The sequence below is a fragment of the Stenotrophomonas sp. 2201_Sma genome (assembly GCF_056486685.1).
The window spans coordinates 3,753,275-3,768,978 of record NZ_CM151329.1; the positions used below are offsets into that span (position 1 = coordinate 3,753,275).

The 15,704-nt window shown below is 67.1% G+C and carries 16 protein-coding genes; 7 read left to right on the forward strand and 9 right to left on the reverse strand.

Translation table 11 applies throughout. From position 1 onward, the window contains the following. Positions 1–26: 26 nt before the first annotated feature. The gene (locus ACZLIF_RS17275) at positions 27–803 is read right to left on the reverse strand and encodes an AMP nucleosidase (RefSeq protein ID WP_053517431.1); all 777 of its coding nucleotides are present in this window, start codon (positions 801–803) and stop codon (positions 27–29) included. A 151-nt stretch (positions 804–954) separates the two neighbouring features. Here ACZLIF_RS17275 and ACZLIF_RS17280 point away from each other — a divergent pair, with 151 nt between their 5' ends. From ACZLIF_RS17280 to ACZLIF_RS17300, 5 genes are all read left to right on the forward strand, one after another. After that, on the forward strand, positions 955–2,364 hold the full coding sequence (locus ACZLIF_RS17280; protein ID WP_478462138.1) for an amidohydrolase: 1,410 nt from the start codon (positions 955–957) through the stop codon (positions 2,362–2,364). Positions 2,365–2,429: 65 nt separating this feature from the next. Next, complete coding sequence (locus ACZLIF_RS17285; protein ID WP_478462652.1) at positions 2,430–3,644, forward strand: amidohydrolase family protein; 1,215 nt, start codon at positions 2,430–2,432, stop codon at positions 3,642–3,644. A gap of 17 nt (positions 3,645–3,661) precedes the next feature. Next, positions 3,662–4,294 (forward strand): 2-hydroxychromene-2-carboxylate isomerase, encoded by a 633-nt coding sequence (locus ACZLIF_RS17290; RefSeq protein ID WP_065175131.1) that lies wholly within the window; start codon positions 3,662–3,664, stop codon positions 4,292–4,294. Between the two features lie 94 nt (positions 4,295–4,388). Next, positions 4,389–5,330 (forward strand): DegV family protein, encoded by a 942-nt coding sequence (locus ACZLIF_RS17295; RefSeq protein ID WP_053517434.1) that lies wholly within the window; start codon positions 4,389–4,391, stop codon positions 5,328–5,330. A 91-nt stretch (positions 5,331–5,421) separates the two neighbouring features. Then, entirely contained in the window at positions 5,422–5,760 is a 339-nt protein-coding gene (locus ACZLIF_RS17300) for a hypothetical protein (RefSeq protein WP_053443843.1), read from the forward strand. Between the two features lie 45 nt (positions 5,761–5,805). Here ACZLIF_RS17300 and ACZLIF_RS17305 read toward each other — a convergent pair whose 3' ends face one another. The 6 genes from ACZLIF_RS17305 to ACZLIF_RS17330 all read right to left on the reverse strand — a co-directional run bounded on the left by ACZLIF_RS17305 (position 5,806) and on the right by ACZLIF_RS17330 (position 12,309). Further along, positions 5,806–7,128 (reverse strand): alpha/beta hydrolase family protein, encoded by a 1,323-nt coding sequence (locus ACZLIF_RS17305; protein WP_241685995.1) that lies wholly within the window; start codon positions 7,126–7,128, stop codon positions 5,806–5,808. A gap of 159 nt (positions 7,129–7,287) precedes the next feature. After that, positions 7,288–8,715: a GGDEF domain-containing protein gene (locus tag ACZLIF_RS17310; RefSeq protein WP_128989884.1), complete on the reverse strand. Its 1,428-nt coding sequence runs from the start codon at positions 8,713–8,715 to the stop codon at positions 7,288–7,290. Between the two features lie 192 nt (positions 8,716–8,907). Beyond that, entirely contained in the window at positions 8,908–9,738 is an 831-nt protein-coding gene (gene fghA / locus ACZLIF_RS17315) for an S-formylglutathione hydrolase (RefSeq protein WP_065181736.1), read from the reverse strand. Between the two features lie 51 nt (positions 9,739–9,789). Continuing rightward, positions 9,790–10,899: an S-(hydroxymethyl)glutathione dehydrogenase/class III alcohol dehydrogenase gene (locus ACZLIF_RS17320; protein WP_065175135.1), complete on the reverse strand. Its 1,110-nt coding sequence runs from the start codon at positions 10,897–10,899 to the stop codon at positions 9,790–9,792. Between the two features lie 58 nt (positions 10,900–10,957). Next, a complete protein-coding gene (locus tag ACZLIF_RS17325; protein ID WP_053517440.1) occupies positions 10,958–11,233 on the reverse strand; it encodes a metal/formaldehyde-sensitive transcriptional repressor in 276 nt (91 codons plus the stop codon). 68 nt (positions 11,234–11,301) lie between these two features. After that, complete coding sequence (locus ACZLIF_RS17330) at positions 11,302–12,309, reverse strand: glycoside hydrolase family 43 protein (RefSeq protein ID WP_206733989.1); 1,008 nt, start codon at positions 12,307–12,309, stop codon at positions 11,302–11,304. A 145-nt stretch (positions 12,310–12,454) separates the two neighbouring features. Between ACZLIF_RS17330 and ACZLIF_RS17335 the strand changes: the two genes are divergently transcribed. Beyond that, positions 12,455–12,859 (forward strand): VOC family protein, encoded by a 405-nt coding sequence (locus tag ACZLIF_RS17335; RefSeq protein WP_128989882.1) that lies wholly within the window; start codon positions 12,455–12,457, stop codon positions 12,857–12,859. A gap of 31 nt (positions 12,860–12,890) precedes the next feature. Here the strand turns inward: ACZLIF_RS17335 and ACZLIF_RS17340 are convergent, their stop codons facing one another. Together ACZLIF_RS17340 and ACZLIF_RS17345 are read right to left on the reverse strand one after the other, a co-directional pair. Continuing rightward, entirely contained in the window at positions 12,891–13,559 is a 669-nt protein-coding gene (locus tag ACZLIF_RS17340; protein ID WP_128989880.1) for an SMI1/KNR4 family protein, read from the reverse strand. 66 nt (positions 13,560–13,625) lie between these two features. Continuing rightward, a complete protein-coding gene (locus ACZLIF_RS17345; RefSeq protein ID WP_128989878.1) occupies positions 13,626–14,510 on the reverse strand; it encodes a LysR family transcriptional regulator in 885 nt (294 codons plus the stop codon). 106 nt (positions 14,511–14,616) lie between these two features. On the opposite strand from ACZLIF_RS17345, the gene ACZLIF_RS17350 reads away from it, so the two are divergent. Beyond that, positions 14,617–15,669, forward strand: a complete 1,053-nt coding sequence (locus tag ACZLIF_RS17350; RefSeq protein ID WP_053517445.1) for an NAD(P)-dependent alcohol dehydrogenase — start codon at positions 14,617–14,619, stop codon at positions 15,667–15,669. Positions 15,670–15,704: the final 35 nt, after the last annotated feature.

The window sequence follows — 15,704 nt, forward strand, 5'->3', positions numbered from 1 at the left end:
GGACGTCCCGCGCCCGGCCCTCATCATCATTCGTCGAAGCGCAGATGGCGGACCGACTTGCCGTTGCGCCGGATAAGCTTAAGCGCCTCGATGCCGATCTGGATATGGTTTTCCACGAACTGGGAGCTGACCTTGGCATCGGAGGCCTCGGTCTTGACCCCGTCGGGAATCATCGGCTGGTCCGAAACCAGCAGCAGGGCGCCGCTGGGGATGTGGTTGGCGAAGCCGGCGGCGAACACCGTGGCCGTTTCCATGTCGATGGCCATGCAGCGCATCGCGCGCAGCCGTTCCTTGAATGCCTCGTCGTGTTCCCAGACCCGCCGGTTGGTGGTGTAGACGGTACCGGTCCAGTAGTCGTGCCCCAGATCGCGGATCATGGTCGAGACCGCGCGCTGCAGGGCGAAGGCCGGCAGTGCCGGTACTTCCGGTGGCAGATAGTCGCCCGAAGTGCCTTCACCACGGATCGCGGCGATCGGCAGCACCAGGTCGCCCAGCTGGTTCTTGCGCTTCAGGCCCCCGCACTTGCCCAGGAACAATACCGCCTTGGGCATCACCGCCGACAGCAGGTCCATGATGATCGCGGCATTGGGGCTGCCCATGCCGAAGTTGATCATCGTGATGCCATCGCTGGTGGCGCTGGCCATAGGCCGGTCCAGGCCGACGATGGGCGCACCGGTCAGTTCGGAGAAGGTGTGCAGGTAGCCGCCGAAGTTGGTCAGCAGGACGTGCGGGCCGAACTGGTCCAGGGGCACGCCGGTATAGCGCGGCAGCCAGTTGTCGACGATTTCCTGCTTGCTCTTCATGCTCGGTCTGGAACGGCGGGGACCGCCTATTTTCGGCCAGTGGGGCGACGCCGTCGAGGCACGCGGTCGCACCCTGTGAAGAAGGTCACTTGGCAAGCCCACCGCTGCCCGGCTAGCGTCAGCGGTTGCTTACGTAGCCGAGGGGATCTGCATGACGTCGACGTTGTTGCGCGCCGGGCTGGGGCTGGCGCTGGTTACGCTGGCCGCCGCGCCAGCACTGGGCGCCTCGCGCTTCATGGCCGATCCTTACCCCAGCACCTATCGGGCGCAGCCCGATGCGCCGGTGCTGATCCACAACGCAACGGTGCTGACCGGCACCGGCCAGCGCCTGGACAATGCCGACGTCCTGCTGCGTGAGGGCCGCATCGTTGCTGTCGGCCAGCAGCTGCAGGCCGAGGCCGATGTCACCCGCATCGACGCGCAGGGCAAGTGGGTCACCCCCGGGCTGATCGACGTGCACTCGCACCTGGGCGTATATCCCAGCCCGGGGGTGGGCGCCCACAGCGATGGCAACGAGATGACCGCACCGGTCACGGCCAATGTCTGGGCGGAGCATTCGGTTTGGCCGCAGGATCCCGGCTTCGCTGCCGCCCTGGCCGGCGGCGTGACCAGCATGCAGGTGCTGCCCGGCTCGGCCAACCTGGTCGGTGGCCGCGGCGTGACCCTGAAGAACGTTCCGGCCATTACCTACCAGGCGATGAAGTTTCCCGGCGCGCCGTGGGGCCTGAAGATGGCCTGCGGAGAGAACCCCAAACGCGTCTATGGCGAAGGCAAGGGTGTGATGCCTGCTACCCGGATGGGCAACGTCGCCGGCTACCGCGCAGCCTTCATCGATGCCGCCGACTACATCACCAAGAACACGCCCAAGGCAGCCAAGCGCAAGCGCTGGTTCGGCAGCGACAAAGGTGACAGCGCGGGCGATGCCGGTGGCAAGCGCGATCTCAAGCTGGACACCCTGGCCGGCGCGATCCAGGGCGACATCCGCGTGCACATCCACTGCTACCGCGCCGATGAAATGGCCACCATGCTCGACCTGGCCAAGGAATTCGGTTTCAAGGTGGCAGCGTTCCACCACGGCGTGGAGGCCTACAAGCTGGCCGACCGGCTGGCGGCGGACGGCGTCTGCGGCGCACTGTGGGCCGACTGGTGGGGCTTCAAGATGGAAGCCTTCGATGGCATCCCCGAGAACATCGCGCTGGTGGACCGGGCGAAGAACAGCTGCGCCATCGTCCATTCCGATTCGCCCGAAGGCATCCAGCGCCTGAACCAGGAAGCCGCCAAGGTCATGGCCGCCGCGCGCCGCGCACGCATGGCCCCGATCACTCCTGAACATGCGATCACCTGGATGACCGCCAATGCCGCCAAGGCGCTGGGCATCGAGCGCCAGACCGGCACGCTGGAGCCCGGCAAGATGGCCGACGTGGTGGTGTGGAACGGCAATCCCTTCAGCTCCTACGCATTGGCCGAGCAGGTCTATGTCGATGGCCGCCGCCTGTACGACCGCAGTGCGTTGCCGGCAACGCCGCAGTCGGACTTCCAGCTCGGGCAGGAGGTGCACTGATGGCCGGTTCCATGCAGATGGCAAGGTCTTCCAGCCGCAACCGGGCATGGCTCGGCGTTGCGATCATGGTGCTGGCAGCCATCACCGGCACGGCATCGGCACAGGATCTGCTGGTGCGCGGCGCGACGGTTCACACCGCCGGCGCACGCGGCAGCCTGCAGCACGCCGATGTGCTGGTGCAGGGCGGCATCATCCGTGCCGTGGGTACGGGCCTGGCCGCACCGGCCGGCACGACCGTGGTTGAAGCCGATGGCCGCCCGCTCACGCCCGCGCTGTTCGGTGGCATCGCCGAGATCGGCATCGAGGAAGTCTCGGGAGAAGCGAGTACGGTCGACAGCAGCCTGAAGATCGGCGAGCAACCGCTGCGTCCGGAGTTCGACGTGACCCTGGCCTACAACCCCGCGTCGGTGCTCATTCCGGTGGCGCGACTGGAGGGCATCGGCTTCACCGCGCTGGGCGCCGTCACCGGCGGTGGCTTCGTGGCGGGCCAGGGCGGGGTGATGCGGCTCGATGGCAGTGCCGACCCGCTGGGTCCACGTGCGCTGTTCCTGCGGCTGGGTGCCGCAGCGTCGGAACTGACCGGTCATTCGCGTGCAGCACAGTGGATGCTGCTGCAGCAGATGGTGGATGAGGCGCGCGGCCAGGTCGCCGCCGATTCACCGCACGCCGTGCTGACACCGGCCGGTCGCCGCACACTGTCGCGCTATCTGGCCGGCCAGGGCCGCATCGTGGTTGAAATCGATCGCGCTGCCGATATCCGTCAGCTGCTGCGCTGGGCTGCACGCGAAAAGGTGAAGATCGCCCTGTCTGGAGCCAGCGAAGCCTGGCAGCTCGCACCGGAGCTGGCTGCGGCCGGCGTGCCGGTGTTCGTCGACGTGCTGGCCAACCTGCCGGCCAGCTTCGACCAGATCGGCGCCACCCTGGAAAACGCGGCACGACTGCAGCGTGCGGGCGTGCCCGTCAGCTTCGTGCAACGTGGCGATGCCTCGCACAACGCACGCAAGATCCGCCAGCTCGCAGGCAATGCGGTAGCCCATGGCCTGCCCTGGGCCGACGGGCTGGCAGGCCTGACCCGGGTTCCCGCACAGGCGTTCGGGGTGGCCGACCAGATCGGCAGCATCGAGCCCGGCAAGCGCGCCGACCTGGTGCTGTGGGAAGGCGACCCGCTGGATGTGGCGCACTATGCCGAACAGGTCTGGATGGGCGGGCGGCCGATGCCGATGCGCTCGCGCCAGACCGACCTGCGCGACCGCTATCTGCAGCGCAACGCGCAGCCCTGACCGACGAGGAAAGCCCCATGGCCCCGCTGCACTGGTACTTCGATTTCGTCTCGCCCTACTCCTACCTGCATTGGCAGAAGGTCAAGCAACTGCCCCAGTTCGCACAGGTACAGCCGGTGCCGATCGCCTTCGGGGCGGTGCTGCAGCAGCTTGGCAATCTCGGCCCGGCCGAGATCCCGGCCAAGCGGCGCTTCATCTACCGCCAGTTGCTCTGGAACGCGCAGGCGGAAGGCGTGACGCTGCGCTTCCCGCCTGCCCACCCGTTCAACCCGCTGGCCGCCCTGCGGCTGTGCCTGGCCGCAGGCGGCGGCGCGCAGGCCGTGAACGTGCTGTTCGACTGGATCTGGCGCGAGGGCAACGCCGCCGACAGCGCCGAGGCGCTGCGCGAACCCGGCGCGCGGCTGGGCATCGCGGATGTGGCGGCCGCCACGGCAACCGCAGAGGTCAAGGAGCAGTTGCGGCGCAACACCGAGGCTGCGCTCGCGGCCGGCGTGTTCGGCGTACCGACCTTGGCCATCGGCGACGAGCTGTTCTGGGGCAATGACGCGCACCCGCTGATGGCCGCTGTGCTGGCCGATCCGGACCTGCTGAAGCAGCCGGAATGGCAGCGGGTGGAGGCCCTGCCGATCGCGGTACAGCGCAGACGCTGAACAGGGCGCCTGCGCTTCCCTCGCGCGCGGGCTCCCGTTTTGAGATATTTTTCACACTTCCGAACCAACAACCGCCCTGGAGGGGGAGCCGCGGATGCGCATCGGAATCGTCGTCGACTCGGCCTGCGACCTGCCGCAGGCGTTCATTGCCGAACACAACATCGTGCTGCTCCCGATCACCGTACGGATCGGCGAAGCCGTACTCGCCGACCATCGCGACGAACAGGCCACGCTCAGCTTCCTGCACGCGCACGTGGCCGAACATGGTGCCGAGGCGGAGACCATCCCCTTCAGCGTCAACCAGATCCGTGACCTGTTCCTGCAGCAGCTGGTGATCGACTATGACCACGTCTTCTGCATGACCATCACCAAGACCCGCAGCCCGATCCACGACAACGCCCTGCAGGCCAGCTTCGCCATCCTCAACGACTACAAGCCGGTGCGGCAGGCCGCGGGCTACAACTCGCCCTTCGCACTGCGCGTGCTCGACACCCAGAACCTGTTCGCCGCGCAGGCGGTGACGGCGGTGGAAGCGGTGCGCCTGCGCGACAGCAACGCCAGCGTGCAGCAGATCCGCGAGCGGCTGGAGGAACTGGCCGGCAACGTGCATGGCTACATGGTCACCCGTGACCTGTATTACATGCGGGCCCGCGCGCGGCACAAGGGCGACCGCAGTGTCGGCCTGCTCAGTGCCGCGCTGGGCAGCGCACTGGACATCAAGCCGGTGCTGCACGGTTACCGCGGTGAGACCGGCCCGGTAGCCAAGATCAAGGGCTTCGACAATGCCGTGCAGAAGCTCTTCGCCGTGGTTGGCCAGCGCGTGCGCAGCGGACTCATGACACCGACAGTCTGCGTCAGCTATGGCGGTGAGCTGGAGGAGCTGCGCGCCCTGCCCGGCTATGCGCAGCTGACGGACGTCTGCGCCACCCACGGCGTCACCGTGTACGAATCGGTGATGAGCCTGACCGGCATGGTCAACGTCGGCAAGGGCGCCGTTACCGTGGGCTTTGCCGATGGACCGCATCGGTTCGAATGAGGGCAGACGACGCCTGCATGCAGGTGCGCCGGATGTACACAAGCATTGCACCGCGTCTATGCCAGCCTTGCCGCACTTCAAGGAGATCACCATGCCTGCGCAGTACCACATCAGCCTTCCCGACCCGTCCAAGGCCCGCGGCAACGACCCCGACCTGTCCTTCCATTCGCAGGGCGCCGCCGGCTTTGCCGAAGAACTGCAGGACGCCCTGCGCAGCGGCGCGCTGTTCGAGCGCTGGAAAGCCAAGCAACCCGATCCGGATGCAGTGGAGCCGCAGTGGGGCGTGACCGACCCGGACGCCACCGTAACCGGTGAGCAGAAGGACCTGCGCATCAACCTGGTGGCCACCACCCGCATCGACAGCGATGTGTTCAAGCAGCGCCTGCGTCTGCTGGCCGGCCATCACTGGGAACTGCGCGACGTGCGTTGAGCGGTGAAAGCGGTGGCGTCTGCAGGGCTTCGCCCGTCGAAGCCCTCATCGCGCGGACGTGGGGCGGGCCTGGCCGTATTCGGCCCGCAGCGCATCGCCACGGATGAAGTCCGTCATCAGCTGGAAGTACCCGGCCGGCTGCCGTGTCGATACACGTTCCCCGGCCGCATCCAGCTCGAACTCGTACATGCCATGATCGGCGTCTGCATACACCGCCGTGGAGATCGGCCGTCCCTGGCCCTGCAGAACCGCAAGACGCCTGAGCGTCTCTCCCGGCGGCGCATCGCGGTCCTGCCCGCCAAAGATCCACAACTGCGGCACCTGCAGATGCGTGAGCACCGGTAAAGGGTCGTAATGGGCCGGCACCCCGTCCAGCAGCCGCGGCCCCTGCTCGCGCGCAGTGACCTCCGGAGTCGACAACAGATACCCGGTAATGTTCCCGCGTACCGCAGGGAACCAGGGCGCATGCTGGTAACGCTGCTTCACCTCCGCCAGTACATCGAATCCCTCGGTGAATCCGCTTTCGACGATGGTCGCCACCGCATCGGCGATCTGCATCGCCTGCGCAGTGGCTTCCGCGCCCTGGCCGGCCCGCTGCATGTCGAAGGCGATCGCCTCGCGGTCTTCCTCCAGCGGCGAGACCGCCAGGCCGAAGCTGATCACGATGAAATCCACAGGCTCGATGCGTGCCGCCAGCGGCGCCACCCAGCCACCCTGGCTGCCGGCCTGGTAGCCGACCCGCTGCGCACGTGCCCCCGCCAGCCGGCGTGCTTCGCGCGTGGCCAGGATCAGATCATTGGCCAGGGTCAGGTAGTTCTGCGTGTACCGCCCGCCAGAGCGTCCCGTGCCCCGCTTGTCGTACGCGAACACGGCGATGCCGGCACTGGCGAACTCGCGCTGCAGCGAGTAGCGCTCCAGCGCGGAGCTGTTCTCCGCACCATGCACCAGCACCACCAGTGGAACCGGCGCATCGCCCGGGGGTAGCGTCAGCCGCCCCTGCAGCGTTGCGCCGGCACCGCTGAAACGGGTGTCGATCTGCCGCAGCGGAATGCGCTCGCCCTTCATTCCATCGACGCTGATGCCGCGCTTCCCACAGTCCGTGAGCACCATCCGGTGCCCGTCCGGCTGCCCGGTCCAGCCGCGGGTACTGATCCAGGCATCGCCCGCGGTGCGCTGCAGTGCGCCGCTGCGACCATCTGGCGTGCGCCAGCGCAGCTGATCACCCGCACCCGGGCCGATGTCCAGCGTACTGCCATCGGCCATCCGGTAGCTCGCAGCGGCGCAAGGCGACGCCGCCGTGGCCGCGACCGCCTGCGCACTGAAGGCCATCGCGCTCCACGCGGCCAGCGACACCAGGGTTCTGTGCATGTCTGCTCCTCTCCACACTGGTGGGTGACGGTGAACCAGCTCCCGCGTGATCGCCAGCGCGGTGCGACGAAGTGCGGGTACCGCCGACGAAGGCGCGTCCGCGGGCGACAGCCACCGGCAGCGGAGCCCCGTTCCCCTGGCGAATGCGTGGGGCGGGGTCTAGCGGCGGTCTGCGCCGGCCGGCGCTTCGCCCTGCATCACCACGCGATTGCGTCCCGCGCGTTTGGCCGCATACAACGCCGCGTCCGCATCGGCGAGCAGCTGCCCGGCATCGGCTGTTGCCGGCGGATGCAGGAATGCGATGCCGATGCTGATGCTCACCCGCCCTTCCGGCAGCTGCAGCGCTTCCACCGCGCGTCGCAGCCGCTCGGCCAAGGCCTGTACGCCGTCCAACGCCGTGCCTGGCACGATCACCGCGAATTCCTCACCGCCGTAACGCGCCACGCTGTCGCCCGCACGCCCGGCGCTGTGCTGCAGCAGCGCCGCCACGGCCTGCAGGCAACGGTCGCCGGCGGGATGACCATGGGCATCGTTGAACGCCTTGAAATGATCGATATCGACCAGCAGCAGCGCCAGTTCGCTGCCGCTCCGCCGCGCCCGGTTCCATTCGGCCTGCAGTTCGGCATCGAACTGGCGGCGGTTGGCTACGCCGGTCAGGCCATCCTGGCGCGCGAGCTGGTCGAGCCCGGCCTGCCGTTCCAGCAGATCGATCTGCAGAAGCGCACTGCGCAGGCTGAAGCCCAACGTGGCCAGAACGAATCCAGCCAATGCCAGGGGCCTGGCATGGTCCACCACCAGGGTGCCCACCACCAGCAACAGCAGCGGCAGGATGATCGGGCCGCCGGCCTGCACCAGCCGGGCCAGCCGCGGCTGCAGCACGAATCCGGTAGCCGGCGACCGCCGCAGTGCCAGCAGCGCGAGCAACAGGAACGGCACGTCGATCAGCAGATCGTTGTAGGCGCCGAAAGACTGTTCGGAAGTGAAGTGGTTGATGTAGTAGGCCACCAGCAGATAGGCCAGCGCGTACAGCGCCAGCGCGCGGAACACGCTGCGTCGCTCCGGGACATCACAGGACACCCAGCGCACGATGGCAAAGACAGCGATGCACAGGTTCTGGATATCGAACATGCGCTGCATGTTGGCCAGCGCCTGGTCGTCGATGCCGACACGGTCGGCAAATGACTGGGTATGCACGAAGAACAGCACGCCCAGCAGGGCCGCCATGATTCCGTCGATCACGCTGATGGCCCAGCGCTCCCGCCGCGAGCGGGCCAGGATGAACACCAGCGGCACGCCATACAGCACGTACAGCAGCAGGCTGGCGCCCGGGGTGATGTCGGGGCGGTCGGCACGGAGTGCATCGAGCATGTTGATGCCCATGCCCCCCGCCCACAGCAGCAGTGCCAGCGCGATGGCACGCCAGCCCAGCGCGGCGCGATCCGCACGCGCGCGCCACAGGCATGCGGCGGCGGCCAGCAGCGGCGCGCCGGTGAGGAACACGAACGAACCCAGGCCTGCCGGCCCCGGCAACAGGGCCACGACCAGGCCATGGCCGAACACGTACAGCAGCGCCAGCACTACCGGCATGCATCCCCCACTGCGCAAGCCTGTCTGCACGCACGATAGCGCGACAGGCCGCCATGGAGGCGTGATCCACGCCACACCTGCTTCCCCTGCCCCTGCGCCGGGCATGGCGCGGCGCTACATCGACGCAGGCGTTCCGTCGCGCCGGGGCATGCGCGGTTGCGTCCCCGGGACCGCAGCTGTCACGCGGGCTATTCAGCCGTGCAGCGCGCGGGCGTGGTGAGCGATGTGCTCGCCGATGAAGCTGGCGATGAAGTAATAGCTGTGGTCGTAGCCATCCTGCAGGCGCAGGGTCAGCGGATGGCCGACGGCGTCGCAGGCCTGCTGCAGGCGCTGCGGCTGCAGCTGGCTCTGCAGGAACTCATCGGCCCCGCCCTGGTCCACCAGCAGCGGCAAGCGTTCGCTGGCCGCAGCGATCAGTTCGCAGGCATCCCACGCGGCCCAGTCGGCGCGGTTGTCGCCCAGATAGGCCTGGAACGCCTTCTGCCCCCAGGGCACCTGGCTGGGGGCAACAATCGGCGAAAATGCCGACACGCTGCGGTAACGCCCCGGATTGCGCAGCGCGACCACCAGTGCCCCGTGACCTCCCATCGAGTGACCACTGATCGCGCGTGCCCCGGTCACCGCGAAGTTCGCCTCGATCAGCGCCGGCAGTTCCTGCGCCACATAGTCATGCATGCGGTAGTGCTTGGACCACGGCTCGCGGGTGGCGTTGAGGTAGAAGCCGGCACCCTTGCCCAGATCGTAGCCCTCCGCGTCGGCGACATCGTCGCCACGCGGGCTGGTGTCGGGCGCGACCAGAATCACGCCATGTTCGGCCGCATAGCGCTGCGCGCCCGCCTTGGTAATGACGTTCTGTTCGGTGCAGGTCAGTCCGCTCAGCCAGTACAGCACCGGCAGCGCCTGCGTTTCCGCCTGCGGCGGCAGGTAAACGGCGAACTGCATGTCGCAGCCCAGCGTGGACGAGGGATGACGGTACACGTCCTGCCAACCGCCGAAGCAGGCACGATGTTCGATGCGTTCCATGGTGTCTCTCCAGAAGGGTGGCAGCCCTGACGGCCTGCCACCCGGGATGGCTCAGTAGTGCACGACCGAACGGATCGACTTGCCTTCGTGCATCAGATCGAAGGCATCGTTGATCCCGTCCAGATCCATGGTGTGGGTGACGAACGGCGCCAGTTCGATGTCGCCCTTCATCGCGTCCTCCACCATGCCCGGCAGCTGGCTGCGACCCTTGACGCCACCGAAGGCCGTGCCCATCCACTTGCGGCCGGTGACCAGCTGGAAGGGACGGGTGGAGATTTCCTGGCCGGCGCCGGCCACGCCGATCACCACGCTCTGGCCCCAGCCACGGTGCGCGCACTCCAGCGCCGCGCGCATCACGTTGACGTTGCCGATGCACTCGAAGCTGTGGTCCACGCCCCAGGTGGTCATTTCAACAATGACCTGCTGGATCGGCTTGTCGAAGTCCTTCGGATTGATGCAGTCGGTCGCACCGAACTCACGCGCCAGCTCGAACTTGGACGGATTGGTATCCACCGCGATGATGCGGCCGGCCTTGGCCTGGCGCGCGCCCTGGATCACGGCCAGGCCGATGCCGCCGAGGCCGAACACTGCCACGCTGTCGCCTTCCTGCACCTTGGCCGTGTTGTGCACCGCACCGATGCCGGTAGTGACACCGCAGCCGAGCAGGCAGACATGTTCCGGGTTCGCCTGCGGATTGATCTTCGCCAGCGAGACTTCGGCCACCACTGTGTACTCGCTGAACGTCGAGCAGCCCATGTAGTGATAGATCGGCTCGCCGTTGTAGCTGAAGCGGCTGGTGCCATCGGGCATCACGCCCTTGCCCTGGGTCGCGCGTACCGACACGCACAGGTTGGTCTTGCCACTCTTGCAGAACAGGCATTCGCCGCACTCGGCGGTGTACAGCGGAATCACGTGGTCACCCGGCTTGACGCTGGTCACGCCCTCGCCTACTTCCACCACGATGCCGGCACCTTCATGGCCCAGCACCACCGGGAACAGACCTTCCGGATCATCCCCTGACAGGGTGAACGCATCGGTGTGGCAGACGCCGGTGTGGGTGATCTTGACCAGCACTTCGCCGGCCTTCGGCGGGGCGACGTCGATCTCGACGATCTGCAGCGGCTGGCCGGGAGCAAAGGCGACGGCGGCACGGGATTTCATGGTGGGATTCTCCAAAGACAGGCAGTAACGGATGGACGACGCTATGCTGCGCCGTTGCTTATTTCAGGTACGAGCGGATCAGCCCGCTCATCTCGCGCACGCGCTCGGCGCGCTGTTCATCGGACGCTGCGGGTTGTCCGAACTCTTCGCGCAGGTGGGCTTCCATCACCTCGGACATCAGCCCGTTGACCGCCCCGCGGATGGCGGCGATCTGCTGCAGGACGGGCCCGCAGTCGGCGCCGGCTTCCAGCGCACGGTCCAGTGCATCGCACTGGCCGCGGATGCGGCGCACGCGGGCCAGGACCTTCTTCTTCTCTTCGGGAGAGTGCGGCATGGCAGGGCCACCCAGGAACTATACTGGGGGATAGTATACACAGGTGACGGAAAGGTACATCCTGCGCCTCAGCGCAGGCGGTGCGCGGGTACGCCCTCGTGCGTCATCTTCACCGGCAGGATGCGGCCCTGCGCGTCGAAGTACAGGCGATCGATCGCGGTGACGCGGGCATTGCGGTCGGTCTGGTCGAGCGGCCGGCGGTGGTAGACGATGTACCACGTGTCATCGCCGGGCGCGTGGATCAGGGAGTGGTGCCCGGCGCTGGTCGCGATGGCCGGGTCCTGCTGCAGGACCCGGCCGATGCGTGTGAACGGCCCGGTCGGCGCGTCGGCGATCGCATAGGCCACCGAGTAGTCCGGCTCGCCCCAGCCGCCTTCGGACCACATGAAGTAGTAGCGACCGCCCCGCTTGAACATCAGCGGACCTTCCACGTACTCCGGCGCCGGCGTGATCTCCTTGAACAGCGTGCCGTCGTCCCAGGGCAGCAGGCCGCTGAAATCCGCCTTCAGGCGCACGATGTTGGCGTGCTTCCAGCCGCCATAGATCATGTACCAGGCACCATCGTCATCCTTGAACACATACTGGTCGATCGGCTGCGCGCCATTGTGGAACGCGCCCACCAGTGGCTTGCCGAGCAGATCGCGGTAAGGCCCTTCGGGCTGGTCGGCCACGGCCACGCCGATGCCACCGGTCTCGCCGTCGTTCTGGATGTCATTGGCGGAAAAGAAGAAGTAGTAGCGCCCGTCGTTGGCCACCACCGAGGGGGCCCACAACGCCTGCCTGGCCCAGGGAATGTTCTCGATGGACAGCACGCTGTCGTGCCGGCGCCAGTGCACCAGGTCAGGCGACGAAAAGGCATCGAAGGCAACCTGTTCTGCATAGGGCCGCGAGCGCGTGGGGAAGATCCAGTAGGTGCTGCCGAATACGGCCGCCTCCGGGTCCGCGTACCAGCCCGGCAGGATCGGATTGCCGGACATCACCGGTGCCTGGCTGTCACGCGCATCCGCGATGCCGACGCCAGTGGCTGCGAGCAGCACGGCCAGTGCGGCCCCCCTCCCCCATTCGCGCAGTCCCATCAGAGCCACTCCCATGCAGGTTCGATCGCTCGAGTCTAGAACGATCGCCGGCGCCTTTCCGCGACACGCTGCCTCAAACCGCGCACCCTCTTGATCGACGGGAATCATCGGCGCATGGTGCCTGGCACAACGCAGGACCCGGGCCATGATCCCCTTCATCATCAATCTGGACGTTCCGGACCTCGCGGCCGCCGAGGCGTTCTACACACGCGCCTTCGGCCTCCATGCCGGGCGCCGTCTCGGCCCGGAGGTGCTGGAACTGCTGGGCGGCCCGACCCCGCTCTATCTGCTGCAGAACGAAGCGGGCAGCGCGGCTACCGTCGACGGTGACGTGCGGGATTACGAACGTCACTGGACCCCGCTGCACATCGACTGGATCGTGGAGGACCTCGACGCCGCGCTTGCCCAGGCGTTGGCGGCAGGCGCGGCGCTCGAGCAGGCGCCACGCGAGCGTTCATGGGGGCGCATCGCAGTACTGGCGGATCCGTTCGGGCACGGCTTCTGCCTGATCCAGTTCAACGGCCCCGGCTACGACGCCTTGCTGGATTGATCGGCGCAGTGCACCGGGCCCGCCGCAGGCATCAACGCACGTAGGCGAACGATTCGTCCAGCCGCTCGAATCCGATCATCTGCTGCACCAGCGCCTGCGCCTGGTCCTCATCGATCTCTCCCTGCTCGATCTCTGCGCTGCGTGCAAACAGGGCCTCCAGCGCAGTGGCCTGGTCGTCCCGCAGCCACGCGCGATGCGAGCCCAGCCAGCGCTGGAGATTGTCGGCCAGGTCACCGTGCGACAACAGCGTGTAGGGGGCCTCGTAGTCCGCCACTGCCTCCACCATCTTGCGGAACAGGAAATCCTGAAGGTTGCGGGCCAGTACGTCAGCGCGATCATCGTCGTGCCACACCAGCAGCACCGGCGGCTCGTCGCAGCCCGGCGCATTGGTCCAGAAGCAGTAGCTGTCACCGGCCCCCGTGCGGGCGAACGGCAGCAGCTGCAGATCCTCGCGCAATGGGTTGTAGTGATCCTCTGCAGTCAGCTCCTGCCAGGCCTCGAGCAGTTCGCCACGCTCAAGCGGCTCGTAATCCTGCGCATACAGCAGAATCGGCGGTACCGGTTGCAGCTCCGGAAGGCACACCTGCGCCCATTGCGGATGGGTCGCCCCCCAGCTCAGCCGGTCTTCTGCATCGAGCCGGTGGTAGAGAGCAGGAAAGGTCTGGCCGGTGGCCAGTTCGATCTCGGCAAGCGTATGCATGAACGTCCCTGTGATTGGATCGGCACGCACTTTACCTCGACAGGCAGCATCCGCGCAGGCACGGATCTATTCGCGCAGCATGTCCACGAATGCGCGCAAGGCCGACGCCATCTGCCGTTGCCTGGGGTAATACAGCACGAAGCTGGGAAACGGTTCGCTCCAGTCCTGCAGTACCGCCACCATCCGCCCGGCTTCGATGTGCGGGCGCGCGGCATCCTCAAGCACATAGGCCAGGCCGAAGCCATCCAGCACCGCGCGCATGATGGTGGTCTGCTCGCTCAGCGTCAGTCGCCCACGCACGTCGATTTCCAGCGACTGCCCGTCGCGGTCGAACTGCCACTTGTACAGGTGACCGCTGGCGAAGCGGAAGCGGATGCATTCGTGCTGCAGCAGGTCGCGGGGATGCTGCGGTGCCGGGTGCTGGCGCAGATACCCGGGCGAGGCCACGATCATGCCGTGCAGGGCCGGGCCCAACGGCACGGCCACCATGTCCTCGGGCACGAACTCATGCAGCCGCACGCCGGCATCGAAGCCTTCGGCAACGATGTCCACCAGCCCATCGTTCTCGGTCAGCTCCAGGCGCACATCGGGGTGCGCGCGCAGGAAGCGGGTCAGGCGTGGGCCGAGCTGGGTCGGCACTGCCGCGCGGGCCGCGTTGATGCGCAGCAGGCCCGTCGGGCTGTCCCTGAACTGGTTCATTTCCTCCAGCGCCTCGTGCACCTGGCCCAGCGCCGGCTGCAACCGGTCCAGCAGGCGCTGCCCGGCCTCGGTCAGGGCCACGCTGCGGGTAGTTCGATGGAACAGGCCCACCCCCAACCGCTCTTCCAGTGCCCGGATCGCATAGCTCACCGCCGAGGTCGACAGGGCCAGCTCGGCGCCGGCCCGGCGGAAGCTGCGGTGGCGGGCCACCGCCGCGAAGGCGGCCAGGTGGGTGAGATTGTCAGTGGCCATGATTGTGCAGTCTGCCTTGATGAATCATGCCGATATCCACGCTTTGTGGGCGGGTATGAGGGGCGTATTGTAAAACGCCTTTCCACAAACCCGCCAAGGATTCCCCATGTCCCTCGCCCATGGTTATGCGGTGCGTACCAATACCGCTCCGCTCGAGCCCTTCACCTTCGAACGCCGCGCCGTCGGCGCCAACGATGTCCGCATCGAAGTGCTGTACAGCGGCATCTGCCACTCCGACCTGCACCAGGCCCGCGACGACTGGGGCGGCGCGGAGTACCCGATGGTTCCCGGCCACGAAATCATCGGCCGCGTGGTCGAAGTCGGTCCGGCCGTCACCCGCCTCAGCGTCGGCGATATCGCCGGCGTCGGCTGCATGGTGGATTCCTGTCGCCATTGCGATGCCTGCGACCACGACCTTGAGCAGTACTGCGAAAAGGGCCCGACCTATACCTACAACAGCCGCGACCGCAATACCGGTGAGCTGACGATGGGCGGCTACTCCGACCACATCGTGGTCGAGCAGCGCTTCGTGGTGAAGGTCTCCGAGACGCTGGACCTGAAGGCCGCCGCGCCGCTGCTGTGCGCCGGCATCACCACCTACTCGCCGCTGCGCCACTGGAAGGTCGGCCCCGGCCAGAAGGTGGGCGTGATCGGCCTGGGCGGTCTGGGCCACATGGGCGTGAAGTTTGCCAAGGCGATGGGCGCCACCGTAGTGATGATCACCACCACCCCGGAAAAGGGCGCCGACGCCAAGCGCCTGGGCGCGGACGAGGTGCTGGTCTCGCGCGATCCGGCGCAGATGAAGGCGCACGCCAACAGCTTCGACTTCCTGCTCAACACCGTGCCGGTCAGCCATGACACCAACCCGTACATGAGCCTGCTCAAGCGCGATGCCACCATGTGCCTGGTCGGCGTCATCACCGAGCTGGACCCGCCCCTGATGGGTGCCAGCGTGATCTTCGGCCGCAAGCACGTCACCGGCTCGGCCATCGGCGGCATGGCCGAGACCCAGGAAATGATGGATTTCTGCGCCGAGCACAACATCGTCAGCGATGTTGAGGTGATCGACATCAAGGATGTCAACCACGCGTGGGAGCGCATGGCGAAGAACGATGTGCGCTATCGCTTCGTGATCGACATGGCCAGCCTCAAGGCCTGACGGCCCGGCTGATGGAATGAAAAACCCCGGCGTCG

Coding starts and splice junctions, on each gene's coding strand:
- ACZLIF_RS17310 (WP_128989884.1), bottom strand. CDS start 8,715: ATGCCGGTAGTGCTGGCGCTGCTGTACGTGTTCGGCCATGGCCTGGTC.
- ACZLIF_RS17290 (WP_065175131.1), top strand. CDS start 3,662: ATGGCCCCGCTGCACTGGTACTTCGATTTCGTCTCGCCCTACTCCTAC.
- ACZLIF_RS17320 (WP_065175135.1), bottom strand. CDS start 10,899: ATGAAATCCCGTGCCGCCGTCGCCTTTGCTCCCGGCCAGCCGCTGCAG.
- ACZLIF_RS17285 (WP_478462652.1), top strand. CDS start 2,430: ATGGTGCTGGCAGCCATCACCGGCACGGCATCGGCACAGGATCTGCTG.
- ACZLIF_RS17275 (WP_053517431.1), bottom strand. CDS start 803: ATGAAGAGCAAGCAGGAAATCGTCGACAACTGGCTGCCGCGCTATACC.
- ACZLIF_RS17295 (WP_053517434.1), top strand. CDS start 4,389: ATGCGCATCGGAATCGTCGTCGACTCGGCCTGCGACCTGCCGCAGGCG.
- ACZLIF_RS17325 (WP_053517440.1), bottom strand. CDS start 11,233: ATGCCGCACTCTCCCGAAGAGAAGAAGAAGGTCCTGGCCCGCGTGCGC.
- ACZLIF_RS17340 (WP_128989880.1), bottom strand. CDS start 13,559: ATGCATACGCTTGCCGAGATCGAACTGGCCACCGGCCAGACCTTTCCT.
- ACZLIF_RS17305 (WP_241685995.1), bottom strand. CDS start 7,128: ATGCACAGAACCCTGGTGTCGCTGGCCGCGTGGAGCGCGATGGCCTTC.
- ACZLIF_RS17300 (WP_053443843.1), top strand. CDS start 5,422: ATGCCTGCGCAGTACCACATCAGCCTTCCCGACCCGTCCAAGGCCCGC.
- ACZLIF_RS17335 (WP_128989882.1), top strand. CDS start 12,455: ATGATCCCCTTCATCATCAATCTGGACGTTCCGGACCTCGCGGCCGCC.
- ACZLIF_RS17350 (WP_053517445.1), top strand. CDS start 14,617: ATGTCCCTCGCCCATGGTTATGCGGTGCGTACCAATACCGCTCCGCTC.
- ACZLIF_RS17345 (WP_128989878.1), bottom strand. CDS start 14,510: ATGGCCACTGACAATCTCACCCACCTGGCCGCCTTCGCGGCGGTGGCC.
- fghA (WP_065181736.1), bottom strand. CDS start 9,738: ATGGAACGCATCGAACATCGTGCCTGCTTCGGCGGTTGGCAGGACGTG.
- ACZLIF_RS17280 (WP_478462138.1), top strand. CDS start 955: ATGACGTCGACGTTGTTGCGCGCCGGGCTGGGGCTGGCGCTGGTTACG.
- ACZLIF_RS17330 (WP_206733989.1), bottom strand. CDS start 12,309: ATGGGACTGCGCGAATGGGGGAGGGGGGCCGCACTGGCCGTGCTGCTC.